This is a genomic window from Modestobacter roseus (assembly GCF_007994135.1).
In the GTDB taxonomy this organism is placed as follows: domain Bacteria; phylum Actinomycetota; class Actinomycetes; order Mycobacteriales; family Geodermatophilaceae; genus Modestobacter; species Modestobacter roseus.
In genome coordinates this window covers 2,311,123-2,323,632 of the sequence record NZ_VLKF01000001.1, presented here as the reverse complement: position 1 = coordinate 2,323,632, position 12,510 = coordinate 2,311,123, and the positions used below count along the sequence as shown (strand labels likewise).

Below are 12,510 nucleotides of genomic sequence, written 5' to 3'. Positions count from 1 at the left end.
CGGCAGCGCCCGCGGCGGATCGGCTCCGGCGATCAGCTCAGCCGGAGGTCCGCGGTCACAGCGAGAGGGTGCCCATGCCGAGGACCGTAGGGCCCGCGGTGCGGCGCGTCGACCGGATTACCGAGCGGGCTCAGCGCTCGGCGCGATCCTGCGCCCGGGCGGCCTTCTCGGCCTGCCGCGCCTTGTGTGCCTGGTAGCGCTCCCGATCCCGGTCGCGGGCGGGGGCGTTGGCCTCCCACTTCACCTTGCGGCGCTCGGCGCGGGCCTGCTCGCGGGCCTCGAAGTCCGGGTGCTCGTCCCAGGTGCTGGCCAGCTGGACCATGACCACCCCGATGGCGCCGAAGATCAGCACCACGGCCCCCAGGATCGGGTCGGCCAGGAACGCCAGCACGGTGAGGGCCAGCCATGCGGCCCCGGCGACGACGGTCCGCTTCGACATGCCCGCGAGTATCCCCCCGGCGGCGAGGGCTGGGCGGCGCGGGCATGCTGAGGGCATGACCGACCTCTCCGGCCCGCCCTTCCGCGCCGACCACGTCGGCAGCCTGCTCCGTCCTCCGGCCCTGCTCGAGGCCCGCACCCGGCACGCCGCCGGGGAGATCGACGCCGCCGAGCTGCGCGCCGCCGAGGACGCCGCCATCGCCGACGTCGTCCGGCTCCAGGGCGACGTCGGTCTGGCCACCGCCACCGACGGCGAGTTCCGCCGCGCCTCGTGGCACATGGACTTCATCTACGCCATCGACGGCATCAGCAAGGTGCAGCAGCCGATCGAGGTCCACTTCAAGAACGCCGACGGCACGATCGACTTCACCCCGGCCGGGCTGCGGGTCGACGGGCCGCTGTCGATCGACGAGCCGGTGTTCGCCGCGGACTTCGCGTTCCTGCAGTCGCAGGTCGGCGCCGGGCAGACGGCGAAGCTGACCATCCCGTCCCCGTCGATGGTCCACTACCGGGGCGGGGCGGCGGCGATCGACCCGGCGGTCTACCCGGACGAGGACGCGTTCTGGGACGCCCTGTCGGCGGCCTACCGGCAGCAGGTGCAGGGCATCGCCGCCCAGGGGTGCACCTACCTGCAGCTGGACGACACCAGCCTCGCCTACCTCAACGACCCGGAGCAACGCGCCGAGCTCGCCGGTCAGGGCCGCGACGCCGAGCACCAGCACGAGCGCTACATCCGGCAGATCAACGCCGCGCTGGCCGGCCGCCCCGCGGGCCTCACCGTCACGACCCACCTGTGCCGGGGCAACTTCCGGTCCTCGTGGGTCGCCGAGGGCGGCTACGACTTCGTCGCCGAGGCGCTGTTCGGCGGGCTGGAGGTCGACGGCTTCTTCCTCGAGTACGACGACGCCCGCTCCGGCGGGTTCGAGCCGCTGCGCTTCGTGCCCGCGGGCACGCGGGTCGTGCTCGGCCTGGTCACCACCAAGCGGCCGGAGCTGGAGGACAAGGACGACCTGAAGCGGCGCATCGACGAGGCCGCCCGGTACGTGCCGCTGGAGCAGCTGGCGCTGTCGCCGCAGTGCGGTTTCTCCTCCACCGTCGAGGGCAACGCGCTGACCCGGGACGAGCAGATCCGCAAGCTCGCGCTGGTCGTGGAGACCGCGCAGGAGGTCTGGGGCTGACCGGTCCGGCCGCCCCGGGAGATCGGTACCACCGGCGTGGCGGAACCCGAAACGCCGCAGGCCTCTTGTGCGCAGCCGATCGGCTCCCTAGCGTCAGGGCCACGCGGTTCAACCACCAGCCGTGACCGGACCCCGGCAGGGGTCCGGCCGCCTGGCCGGCAGCGTCGCCGGCCGCGCTCGGGCCCGCCGGAGGCGATCATGACCGCACTGCCCGTCGACATCGACCCCACCCGCATCGACGTCACCGTCCACCTCGCCGCCGTCCCCTCGGCCGCCGGGTGCACCGTCACCGTGAGCGGTGAGGTCGACTCGACGACCGCTCCCGGTCTGCGCGGTGCCGTCCTCGAGGTGCTCGCCCGCCCGGGCCTGGACGTCGTCGAGCTCGACCTGTCCGGCGTCACGTTCCTGGACTCCGCCGGCCTCTCGGCGCTGGCCACCGCGCACCGCGCAGCGCTCGCCGGCGGGCGGACCCTGCAGATGCGCTGCGGCACCGCACGGGCCGTCGTCCGGCCGCTGCAGATCACCGGCCTCTGGGACGTCTTCACCGTCGTCGACGCCTGACGGCCACCCACGCTCTTCGCGCGCTCCCCACGCACCGCACCGCGTGGGGAGCGCGCGAAGAGCGTGGGAGCCGCGTGTCAGGTCGAGGGGTCCCGGTCGGGGTAGCGGGCCCGGGCCAGCGCGTACACCCCGAACGCGGCGAAGCCGACGGCGACGGCGGTCAGCAGCCACTGCCCGGTGGGCACGGCGCCGATCGCGTTCATCGCCCCGTCCAGCCCGGTCGCGGTCGACACGTCGCGCTGCACCGCCGCGTGGGTCAGCAGCCCGCCGGAGAGGGCGAAGGCGATGCCCTTGGCCACGTAGCCGACCCGCCCGATCCGTTCGATCAGCGGCTCCCACCGGTCCGGGGCGGCGTGCAGGTCGACGTCCCGCATGAAGCCCCCGGTCACCCCGCGCACCAGCACGTACACCCCGACGGCCGCGACGCCGACGCCGACGGCACCCACCAGGGTCGAGCCACCGGGGACCAGGAACGCGTCGCCGGTCAGCTCCTGGACGCGCTCGTCGGCCTCGTAGCCGGCGCCGGCGGCGAACAGCAGCGCGGTGGCCCCGAGGACCGCGTAGACGACCGCCTTCGCCCCGCACTTCGCGCACACCAGCGCCACCCGCAGCCGGTGCCCGGGGCGGAGCAGCCCGGTCCACCAGCGCAGCACCTCCCCGCCCTGCCAGACCGCGAGCGCCAGCAGCCCGAGCCCGATCAGCCAGAGCAGGACGAGGCCGCCGGGTGAGTCGGCCACCGCCTGCAGGGCGCCGGTCTGGTCGGCGTCCTCGGTGCGCGGCTGCACGAACCAGGCGATCCGGGCCGTCAGCCAGCCGATGAGCAGGTGCAGCACCCCGTAGGCCACCAGACCGATCCGGGCCAGGTGCTCGAGCACCGGGTGGTCGGTGACCTCGCGGGCCCGGTCGGCCGCGTCGTGCACCCACCGCAGCGGGCCGCGCACCGCCGAGGGCACGTGCCGCTGGTCAGGGGCGCGGGTCACGTGCGCTGGGGATACCGGGCCCGGGCGAAGGAGAAGACGCCGAACGCCGCGATGCCGAGCGCGACCAGGGTGAGCAGCAGCTTGCCGAACGGCGCGTCGAGCACCGTGTGCAGTGCGCTGTCCAGGCCACCGGCCTTCGAGGCGTCGAAGGTGATCGCCGCCCAGCCCAGCAGGCCGCCGACCAGCGCGAGGGCGATGCCCTTGGCCGGGTAGCCGACCTGGCCGAGTCGTTCGATGACCCGGCGCTGCCCGGCGGAGGCCTCCGCGGTGTCGATCTCCTTGAGGAAGCGGCTCGTGAGCCCCTTGTGCACGTGGTAGGCGCCCACCCCGATCACGACGAGGGCCGCGAGGCCGACCAGCCAGCGGCCGCCGGGCCAGCCGAACACGCCGGCCACGGTCTGCTGCTCCTGCCCGGAGCTGGACTGCCCGCCACCGGTGGCGAAGCGGATCGCGGTGACCGCCAGGAACACGTAGACGACGGCCTTGGCCACCGCCTTGGCGCTCTTCGCGGCCGCCTCCTTGCGCTGGTCCCCGGAGCTGCGCAGCCCGGCGCGGTGACGCAGGAGCACGGCCAGCTGCCACAGCGCCAGCGCCACCAGCCCGATCGCCAGCACCCACAGCAGCACCTGGCCGAAGGGCTGCTGGGCCAGCGTCGCCATCGCCCCGGACTGGTCGGCGGAGCCACTGCCGCCGCTCCAGGCCAGCTGCAGCGCCAGCCAGGCGATCAGCAGGTGCACGACGCCGTAGGCGATCAGGCCGACCCGGGCGAGGTGCTCCAGGGCGTCGCTGTCGCCGGCCTGCTGTGCCGAGGTGCCTGCCCCCGAGGTCGTCCCCACCTGTCACTCCCCGTCGTCCGGCCCCCGTGGCGGCGATCAGCGTGGCACACGCGAGGCCGGACCGCCCGGCGGACGATCAGCCGACCGGGTGCCGGGCCCGGGCGAAGCAGTAGACGCTGAACAGGGCGGTGCCCGCGGCGATCGCGCTCAGCAGCCAGCGCCCGTACGGGGCGTCCGCGATCGTGCGCAGCGCACCGTCCAGGCCGTTGGCCTGCTCCGGGTCGAAGGTGGCCGCCGCCCAGCCGACCACACCGCCGACCAGCAGGAGCGCGACGCCCTTGGTGACGAAGCCGGCCTGGCACAGCACCTGGATCAGCCGGCGCAGGCGGGGGGAGAAGGGCGCCAGGTCCAGCTCGTCGCCGAACGCGGCCCGCACGCCCTTCTGCGCGAGGTGCGCCCCGACCCCGGCCACGACGACCGCGACGGCGACCACGAGCAGCTGCCCGCCCGGCCAGCCGAGCACCCCGCGGACGGCGGACTGCTCCTCGTCCCGTTGCTGGCCGCCGGTGACCGTGGCCCGCGCGGCGAGGACGGCCAGGTAGCCGTAGACGGCCGCGGTGGCCACCGTTCGCACCATCCGGGCGAGCGCACTCCACCGCGCCCGCCCGGGTGGGGGCACCGACCGGTGGTGGCGCAGCACCTCGGCGGCCTGCCAGAGGGCCAGCCCGGCCAACCCGGCGACCAGCACCCACAGCGCGACCGTGCCGGACGGCGACCCGGCCAGCACGGACAGTGCGCCGCTGGGGTCCGCGGTGGTCTCCCGGCCGGGACCCCGGTTGCCCCCGGTGCCGGTCGTGCCGGTCTCCCGCCAGGCGAGCTGCAGCGCCAGCCAGGCGACGGCCAGGTGCAGCAGGCCGTACCCGACCAGCCCGACCGCGGCGAACCGCCGGAGCGTCGTGCTGGCGGCGGCGTCGTGCGCCGCCTGCCCCGTTCCCACCCGTGCGCTCCGCTCCGGGCCGGTCCTGGGCCCGGGAGGAGGATCCCACCGTCCCGGGCGGTCCGCCGCGCGCGGGGCGGGGACGGCGCCCCGCCCCGGTGGGGGACACTGGGCGGGTGACGAACGCCGTGACCGCCGGCCGCCTGCCCGGCACCGCCCCGACCACCCCCGAGCAGGCCCGGCGGACGTGGCCCCGGACGGCCGCCCTGGGTGCGGCGCTGATCGTGCTGGCCGTGCTCGCGCTCACCTGGTCGGTCGGGCCGCAGCTGCTGCTCGGTGGCGCAGGGGCCCTCGCGGTGCTGCGCGGGGCGGCCCTGCTGCGCGCGGCCCGGACGGGGGAGGTGACCCGCACCGGCGCCGCCGGCGGCGCCGTCGCCGTGTGGTTCGGCGTGCTCGCGCTCCTCGTCGCGCTGGTGTCCGCGACGGCCACCGGCTGGGTCCTCGTCGCCGCCGTCGTGCTGGTGCCCACCGCGCTCGCCGTCGCAGCCACCGGCCGGGCGGCCGCGGCGGGGCTGGGCGTCGCCCTGCTGGCCGGAGCCGTCGTCCTCGGCACCGTCGGCGGGGCCGACGCGCTGCTGGCCACCGGCCGGGTCGCGGCCGCCATCCTCGCCGGCGTGGTCGGGCTGGCCGACGTCGCCGCCGCCGTCGGGCTGGCCCGGCTGGCCCGGCGCCCGGAGCCCGCTCCTGCGGCCGGGTGCGGCGGGTGCGCGTGCAGCGCGGGGGGCTGCGGCGCCGCCGCCCTGCGCTGAGCCTTCTCGCCCTGCGCTGAGCTGTCCCGCCCTGCGCCGCCCTGCGCCGCCCTGCGCCGCCCTGCGCCGAGCTGTGTCGAGGCGCACTCCGGGGCGTGCCCACTCGTCCCGTCCACGTCACCTCCTCGTCATCCGACCGGCCTAGCGTCGATCGCGGCAACGGCGCCGGTGGTCCGGGGTCTGCCGGGCACGACGAGGCCGGCGCGCCGGCCGGGGGAGGAGCCACAGCGAGATGCGCACCCTCGAGCGGACCGTCTGGGTCTGCGAGAACTGCAACCGTTCCAACAGCACCAGCCGCAAGCGCTGCACCGACTGCGGCACGACCCGGCACTGACCCGGATCAGCCGAGCCGGAGCTCCACCACCAGCGCCCGCAGGTGCGCGGCGCCGGCGGCGTCGTCGACCCGCACCGGGTCGGTGAGCACGGGGTACGGCGTGGTGGGCAGCGGGCCGGCCGGCCGGACGTCGACGTGGGTGACCCGGTGGCCCAGTGCGTGCAGCTGGTCCGCCATCCGGTAGTCGCTGCGCGAGTCGCCGACCGTGTGCCAGGCCCGGGGGAGCGGCCCGTCGGCGGACAGCAGGGTCAGCGCCCGCCGGGCGCCCAGGTCCTTGCCGACGTCGGCGGACTCGACGTCGGTGGCGATCACCGACGGGTCGACCCGCCACGGGACGGCGCCGGCGTCGTCGGGGTGCTGCCGGTCGCGGTACCCGACGCCCAGGCCGCGGCCGGTGAGCGCGGCGACCAGCTCGGCGTCGAAGGCGGCCTGGGCCCGGGTGTAGTCGGCGGCCGGGACGTCGGTGCGTGCCTCGACGCTGGCCATCGACCGCTTCGTGCCGTCGAGGAACATCGTGTCCCGGTACCGGGAGAGCAGCTCGTCGACCACCTCGTGCACGGCCAGGGGCACGGCGAGCGCCTCGTCGACGTGCACCGGCCCCATCCCGTCCGGGCCGATCGAGGTCCAGACGGCGCCCTTCTCGCACACCGCGTGCAGTCGCGCGCCGCGGGGCAGCCCGCCGGCCAGCAGCGGGGGCACGACCTGGTCGCGCAGGAACGCGTCGGAGCGGCCGGTGTTGAAGACCACGGGCACGCCGGCGGCCAGCAGGGTTCGCAGGTCCGCGACCAGGCCCGGCGCCGCCACCGTGCGGGTGGCCGGGCTGGCGATCGGCCCGTCGACGTCCAGCAGCAGGCCGAGCGGGGGAGCGGAGGTGGTCACCGCGCCATCCTGCCCAAGCCCGCAGCCGGGCCCGTCGGCCCGCTCCCGTTTCCGACGGCGGACGGGGTGGGCACAGCAGGGTCCATGACCCGGACGCCCGACCTGGACCAGACCATCCCGCTGCTCGCCAAGGGGTACGCCTGGCTGCCCGACCGGCGCCGCGCCGACGGCGGGGGCACGGTGCGCAGCCGGCTGATGCTCCGCCGGACGCTGGGGGTCAAGGGACCCGCCGGCGCGCAGTTCCTCTACGACGAGGACAACGTGCGGCGCAGCGGGGCGCTGCCCGAGCCGGTGGTGAGCACGCTGTTCGGCCACGGCGCCGTGCACACCCTGGACGGCGAGGCCCACCGGGTGCGCAAGGGGATGTTCATCGAGCTGCTCATGGGGCCGGAGCGGGTCTGGCCGCTGGTCGGCCAGGTCTCCGCCGCCTGGGACGCCACCGCGGCCCGCTGGGCCGGCCGGCCGGAGATCGTGCTGATGGACGAGGCCGCCCTGCTGATCACCCGCGGGGTGTGCGACTGGGCCGCCGTCCCGGTGACCGACGACGAGCTGCCCGCGCTGACCCGGGACCTGACCGTGGAGATCGACGGTTTCGCCACGGGCGCCCCGCGGCACTGGCGGGCCCGCCGCGCCCGGCAGCGCCGCGAGGCCTGGCTGGCCGGCATCGTCGAGGAGGTGCGCGAGGGCACCCGCACCGTCCCGTCGGGTTCGGTGGTCGACGTGGTCGCCCGGCACCGCGACTCCGACGGCGAGCTGCTGGAGCCGCGGGTGGCCGCCGTCGAGGTCCTCAACGTCATCCGGCCCACGGTCGCGGTCAGCTGGTTCGTCGGCTTCGCCGCGCACGCGCTGCACACCTGGCCGCAGCACCGGGAGCGGCTGCGCGCCGGGGACCGCGCCTTCGCCGTCGCCTTCGCCCACGAGGTCCGCCGGTTCTACCCGTTCGCGCCGTTCATCGGCGGCCGCAGCCCGCAGGAGGTCGAGTTCGACGGCGAGCGGGTGCCGGCCGGGTCGATGGTGCTGCTGGACCTGTGGGGTCAGGACCACGACGCCGAGCTGTTCCCCGAGCCGTTCGAGTTCCGGCCCGAGCGCTTCCTGGACGGTGACGAGGTGCGCGAGATCGGGCAGTGGGAGCTCGTCCCGCAGGGCGCCGGCGACCCGCGGACCGGGCACCGCTGCCCGGGGGAGGACATCACCGTGGCCCTGCTGTCGGCGCTGGCGCTGCGGCTGGCGCAGCTGGACTACACGCTGCCCGAGCAGGACCTCTCGATCTCGCTGAGCCGCATCCCCGCCCGGCCGGCCAGCGGGGTCGTGCTCACCGACGTCCGGCCCGGCTGACCCGCGCGGTCCGGGGCTGGCGTGCGGTCCGGGGCTGTCGCGTGCCCCGGCCGCTGGGTACCGTCTGCGGCATGGTCGTGAGCACGCGGAACCACCCCCGCGTGACCGGCCTGGCCGGGGGCCGCCCGATCGTGTTCGTGCACGGCTTCGGCTGCAACCAGGAGATGTGGCGGTACCTGGTGCCCGAGTTCGCGCTCGACCACCAGGTCGTCACCCTGGACCTGGTCGGGTTCGGGGACTCCGACGCCACCGCGTGGCAGCCCGAGCGGCACGGCTCGCTGGCCGGTCACGCCGCCGACGTCGTCGCCGTCTGCCGCGAGCTGGGGCTGTCCGACGCCGTCCTGGTCGGGCACTCGGTCAGCGCCATGATCGCGGTGCTCGCCCAGCAGCAGGCGCCGGAGCTCGTCGGGGCGCTCGTGCTGATCGGGCCCAACCCGCGGTACGTCGACGACGGGGACTACACCGGTGGCTTCAGCCGGGCCGACATCGCCGAGCTGCTGGACACCCTGGACAGCAACCACACCGGCTGGTCGGCGGCGATGGCGCCGGCGATCATGGGCAACGCCGACCGCCCGGAGCTGTCCGCCGAGCTCACCGCGAGCTTCTGCCGCACCGACCCCGAGGTGGCCCGCCGGTTCGCCCGGGTCACCTTCCTCTCCGACAACCGGGCCGACCTGCCCGGGGTCACGGTGCCGACGCTGGTGCTGCAGTGCACCGACGACGTCATCGCCCCCGAGGCGGTGGGCCGGTACGTGCACGCGGCGATCCCGGGCAGCCACTTCACCCAGCTCGCCGCCACCGGGCACTGCCCGCACCTGAGCGCCCCGGCGGAGACGACAGCGGCGATCCGCGCGTTCCTCTCCACCAGCCTCCCGGCCCGCTGAGTCCCCGGTGAGCGCCGACCTCGGGTCGCGCCCGGACGGCGACCGGGCCAGGTTCCTCGACGAGGACCCCGCCGACCTCTACTACGAGCACGCGCCCTGCGGTTACCTGTCCGCACTGCCCGACGGCACCGTCGTCCAGGTCAACCAGACGTTCTGCGGATGGGTCGGCCGACCGGCCGGTGACGTGCTGGGCGTCCGCTTCGCCGACCTGCTCACCGTGGGCGGCCGCGTGTTCACCGAGACACACCTCGTGCCCACCCTGCGCACCCAGGGGGTGGTCCGGGAGGTGGCGCTGGACGTCCGGCGGGCCGACGGCGGCACGGTGCCCTGCCTGGTGCACGCCGTCGAGGTCCGGGACGCCGACGGCGAGCCCGTGCTGGTCCGCTACACCCTGTTCGAGGCGACCGCGCGTCGCCGGTACGAGGCCGACCGGCTCGCCGCCCAGCGCGTCGCGGAGGAGTCCGAGCTGCGGTCGCGCACGCTCCAGCAGTTCGTCTCCGAGCTGTCCGCCGCGGTCACCACCGCCGACACCGCCGCCGTCGTCGTGCACCGGGCGCGGCGGGCCGTGCGGGCGACCGCCGCCGGGCTGTGGCTGCTGGACCGCACCGGCCGCCGCGCCGACGACGTCCGCGTGGCACTGACCGCCCGGGAGGAGCTGGACGACGAGGTCGCCGCGGCGCTCACCGCGACCGCCCAGGGCCGGGCGGACCTGGCGCTGGCCGCGGGAGTGCGCTCGGTGCCGGTGGGGGAGCAGCTCGCCCAGGTGTGGCCCCGGCTGGCCGCCGCCGCCGCGGCGGCCGGGTACACCGAGCTGGTCGTCGTCCCGGTCACCGCCGACGACGCCCCGCTGGGTGCGCTGCTGGTGGCGCTCGGCGGCCAGCCTGCGGAGGACCTGATCAGCCTGCGCGAACCGGGAGCGCACCAGCCCCTCGGCGCCGCCGACGTCGACCTGCTCACCACGGTGGGCCAGCAGGCGGGGCAGGCGCTGGAGCGGGCCCGGCTGCACGAGGAGACCGCCCGCCAGGCGGAGCGCTCGGCGTTCCTGCTCGACGCGGCCCGGCTGCTCGCCCGGGCCTCCGGGGTCACCGAGACCGTCGAGCGGCTGGCGGAGATGGTCGTGCCGCAGCTGGCCGACGTCTGCCTGCTGGACCTGATCACCGACGCGGGCACCTACCGGGTGGTCGCCCGGCACGGCGACCCGGGCCGCCAGCACCTGGTCGACGCACTGCGCTCGTGGGCGCCCCCGGCGCGGGAGCTGCCCTACCCGGCCCGGACGGCGCTGGCGGAGGGCCGGACCCGCTGGTTCCCGGCGGTCTCCGACGAGTGGCTGGCCGGGGTCGTCCGCGATCCCGCCGAGCTGGCCGCGGTGCAGGCGCTGGAGCTGGCCGGGATGATCGCCGTGCCGCTGGCCGCCGAGGGCCGGTCGCTCGGGGTGCTCACCGTCTCCGCCGACCGTCGCCGCCGTCCGCTGACCGCCGCCGACGTCGAGCTGGTCGAACAGCTGGCGCTGCAGGTCGCGCTGATGATGGCCAAGGCGCAGCGCTACGAGCTGGAGGCACGCACCTCGCACACCCTGCAGGCCACCCTGCTGCCGCCGGCACCTCCGCAGGTGCCGGCGATGCGCGTGGCGGTGCGGTACCTCGCCGCCACCTCCGGGGTGGAGATCGGCGGTGACTTCTACGACCTGGCCCCGCTGCCCGGCGACCACGTGGCGATCGCCGTGGGCGACGTCGTCGGGCACGACATCACCGCCGCGGCGACCATGGGCCAGCTGCGCAGCGTCTACCGGGCGCTGCTGGTGGAGAGCCCGTCGCCCACCGCGGTCATCGACCGGCTGCAGGCCAGCTGGCCGCTGCTCGGGCTGCAGCGGATGGCCACCGCGCTCTTCGCCACCCTCGACCTGCCGACCGGGCTGCTGCACGTGGCCTCGGCCGGGCACCCGCCGCCGCTGCTGGTCACCGACGCCGGCGCGGAGTTCCTGCCGGTGCGCCCCAGCCGGATGCTCGGGGCGCCGCCGTCGGCCCCGGTCGAGTGGAGCGGCGTCATCCCGCCGGGCGCCACGCTGGTGCTCTTCACCGACGGCCTGGTGGAGAGCCGCAGCAGCGACATCGACGCCGGGCTGGACCGGCTGCGGGTGGCGGCGGAGCGGGCCCCGACCGCGGACCCCGACGAGCTGTGCGACCGGCTGCTCGGCGATCTGGCCGGCACCCACCGGGCCGACGACATCGCCCTGCTCGCCCTGACCCGCGACCGCTGACCCCCCGCCCGATCCGCGAGGCACAGGAAGCTCTGCACCCGGTTCTCGCCCGGAAAGTGGGTGCACAGCCTCCTGTGCCTGAGGCGGGACCTTCGGCCCGTGACCTCCGGCCTGCGCTGGGTGAGGGTGGGGGCGTGGCACACCGAGAGGGGACCCCCATGCTGGACGCGGACCGGTGGACGCAGGTGGTCGAGCGGGCGGTGCGGGCCCCGTCGATCCACAACACCCAGCCGTGGTCCTTCCGTGCCGACGGCGACCGGCTGGAGGTGCGTCACGACCCGTCCCGCGGGCTGCCGGCGATCGACCCGACCGGCCGCCAGCAGGTGCTCAGCGTGGGCGTCGCGGTGCAGTTCGCCGTCGTCGCGCTGGCCGCACTGGGCGCCGCCGCCGAGGTCGACGTGCTCCCCGACCCGGCCGACCCCGAGCTGGTCGCCGTCGTCCGGGTGATCGGCCGGCACGAGCCCACCGACGGCGACCGGCGCGCCGCGGCGGCGATCGGGCAGCGGCACACCGACCGCGCCCGCTTCCTCGAGCAGCCTCTCCCGGCCGGCCTGGTCGATCAGCTGGAGCGCACGCTCGGGCGGGACGGCGTGTGGCTGAAGCTGATCAGCCGCAGCGAGGAGGAGACCGCGGTGACCACCCTGCTGGGCGAGGCCGAGGAGTCCGAGCAGCGCGACCCCGCCTACCTGGCCGAGCTGCGGGCGTGGACCCGCACCGACCCGTCCGCGCTCGACGGTGTGCCCGCGGACGCCGTCCCGGACGGGGAGCAGCGCATCTCGAACGTGCCGGTGCGCGACTTCGGCACCGCCCGGCCGGCCCCCGTGGCGGTGCCCGACGACGACGACCCGGCGCCGCCGGTCGAGCACCCCTCGGTGCTGCTGCTGGGCACCACGGCCGACGACCGCGCCGCCTGGGTGCGCGCCGGGATGGCGCTGGGCCGGCTGCTGCTGGCGCTCACCGAGGCCGGACTGGTCGCCTCACCGCTCACCCAGGCGCTGGACCAGTCCTGGGCGCGGGCCCGGCTGACCCGCCGGCTGGACCTGGTCGGTCACCCGCAGATGCTGCTGCGGCTGGGCGCCCCTACCGGCGCGGCCCCGTCCACCGGCCGCCGCCCGGTCGCCGAGGTGCTCACCCTCGCCTGA

General features: G+C 76.2%; 12 protein-coding genes. 7 read left to right on the top strand and 5 right to left on the bottom strand.

The window, feature by feature from the left end:
* Nucleotides 1-130 precede the first annotated feature (130 nt).
* The gene (locus JD78_RS11045; RefSeq protein ID WP_153357772.1) at nucleotides 131-439 is read right to left on the bottom strand and encodes a hypothetical protein; all 309 of its coding nucleotides are present in this window, start codon (nucleotides 437-439) and stop codon (nucleotides 131-133) included.
* 55 nt (nucleotides 440-494) lie between these two features.
* Between JD78_RS11045 and JD78_RS11040 the strand changes: the two genes are divergently transcribed.
* Both JD78_RS11040 and JD78_RS11035 read left to right on the top strand, forming a co-directional pair.
* Entirely contained in the window at nucleotides 495-1,616 is a 1,122-nt protein-coding gene (locus tag JD78_RS11040) for a 5-methyltetrahydropteroyltriglutamate--homocysteine S-methyltransferase (RefSeq protein ID WP_153357775.1), read from the top strand.
* 198 nt (nucleotides 1,617-1,814) lie between these two features.
* Nucleotides 1,815-2,177 (top strand): STAS domain-containing protein, encoded by a 363-nt coding sequence (locus JD78_RS11035; RefSeq protein ID WP_153357778.1) that lies wholly within the window; start codon nucleotides 1,815-1,817, stop codon nucleotides 2,175-2,177.
* Between the two features lie 77 nt (nucleotides 2,178-2,254).
* On the opposite strand, the gene JD78_RS11030 is transcribed toward JD78_RS11035, so the two are convergent.
* The 3 genes from JD78_RS11030 to JD78_RS11020 form a co-directional block, all read right to left on the bottom strand.
* On the bottom strand, nucleotides 2,255-3,157 hold the full coding sequence (locus JD78_RS11030) for a DUF1206 domain-containing protein (protein ID WP_228394969.1): 903 nt from the start codon (nucleotides 3,155-3,157) through the stop codon (nucleotides 2,255-2,257).
* Nucleotides 3,154-3,993 (bottom strand): DUF1206 domain-containing protein, encoded by an 840-nt coding sequence (locus JD78_RS11025; protein WP_153357781.1) that lies wholly within the window; start codon nucleotides 3,991-3,993, stop codon nucleotides 3,154-3,156. The genes JD78_RS11030 and JD78_RS11025 overlap by 4 nt, the downstream gene beginning before the upstream one ends.
* A gap of 76 nt (nucleotides 3,994-4,069) precedes the next feature.
* Complete coding sequence (locus JD78_RS11020; RefSeq protein WP_153357803.1) at nucleotides 4,070-4,930, bottom strand: DUF1206 domain-containing protein; 861 nt, start codon at nucleotides 4,928-4,930, stop codon at nucleotides 4,070-4,072.
* 116 nt (nucleotides 4,931-5,046) lie between these two features.
* Here JD78_RS11020 and JD78_RS11015 point away from each other — a divergent pair, with 116 nt between their 5' ends.
* A complete protein-coding gene (locus JD78_RS11015) occupies nucleotides 5,047-5,679 on the top strand; it encodes a hypothetical protein (protein ID WP_153357805.1) in 633 nt (210 codons plus the stop codon).
* A gap of 340 nt (nucleotides 5,680-6,019) precedes the next feature.
* On the opposite strand, the gene JD78_RS11010 is transcribed toward JD78_RS11015, so the two are convergent.
* A complete protein-coding gene (locus JD78_RS11010; protein ID WP_166521134.1) occupies nucleotides 6,020-6,892 on the bottom strand; it encodes a Cof-type HAD-IIB family hydrolase in 873 nt (290 codons plus the stop codon).
* Nucleotides 6,893-6,976: 84 nt separating this feature from the next.
* Here JD78_RS11010 and JD78_RS11005 point away from each other — a divergent pair, with 84 nt between their 5' ends.
* The 4 genes from JD78_RS11005 (at nucleotide 6,977) to JD78_RS10990 (ending at nucleotide 12,510) form a co-directional block, all read left to right on the top strand.
* Nucleotides 6,977-8,227 carry a cytochrome P450 gene (locus JD78_RS11005; protein ID WP_153357809.1) on the top strand — a complete coding sequence of 417 codons (1,251 nt, stop codon included), beginning with the start codon at nucleotides 6,977-6,979 and terminating at the stop codon, nucleotides 8,225-8,227.
* Nucleotides 8,228-8,298: 71 nt separating this feature from the next.
* On the top strand, nucleotides 8,299-9,111 hold the full coding sequence (locus JD78_RS11000) for an alpha/beta fold hydrolase (RefSeq protein ID WP_153357811.1): 813 nt from the start codon (nucleotides 8,299-8,301) through the stop codon (nucleotides 9,109-9,111).
* 7 nt (nucleotides 9,112-9,118) lie between these two features.
* Nucleotides 9,119-11,368 (top strand): SpoIIE family protein phosphatase, encoded by a 2,250-nt coding sequence (locus tag JD78_RS10995; RefSeq protein ID WP_153357813.1) that lies wholly within the window; start codon nucleotides 9,119-9,121, stop codon nucleotides 11,366-11,368.
* A 158-nt stretch (nucleotides 11,369-11,526) separates the two neighbouring features.
* A complete protein-coding gene (locus JD78_RS10990; protein ID WP_153357815.1) occupies nucleotides 11,527-12,510 on the top strand; it encodes an Acg family FMN-binding oxidoreductase in 984 nt (327 codons plus the stop codon).

Bases quoted from the DNA above. Each gene is read 5' to 3' on its own strand.
- JD78_RS11045 (WP_153357772.1), bottom strand. From the start codon at position 439: ATGTCGAAGCGGACCGTCGTCGCCGGGGCCGCATGGCTGGCCCTCACC.
- JD78_RS11035 (WP_153357778.1), top strand. From the start codon at position 1,815: ATGACCGCACTGCCCGTCGACATCGACCCCACCCGCATCGACGTCACC.
- JD78_RS11000 (WP_153357811.1), top strand. From the start codon at position 8,299: ATGGTCGTGAGCACGCGGAACCACCCCCGCGTGACCGGCCTGGCCGGG.
- JD78_RS11005 (WP_153357809.1), top strand. From the start codon at position 6,977: ATGACCCGGACGCCCGACCTGGACCAGACCATCCCGCTGCTCGCCAAG.
- JD78_RS11040 (WP_153357775.1), top strand. From the start codon at position 495: ATGACCGACCTCTCCGGCCCGCCCTTCCGCGCCGACCACGTCGGCAGC.
- JD78_RS10990 (WP_153357815.1), top strand. From the start codon at position 11,527: ATGCTGGACGCGGACCGGTGGACGCAGGTGGTCGAGCGGGCGGTGCGG.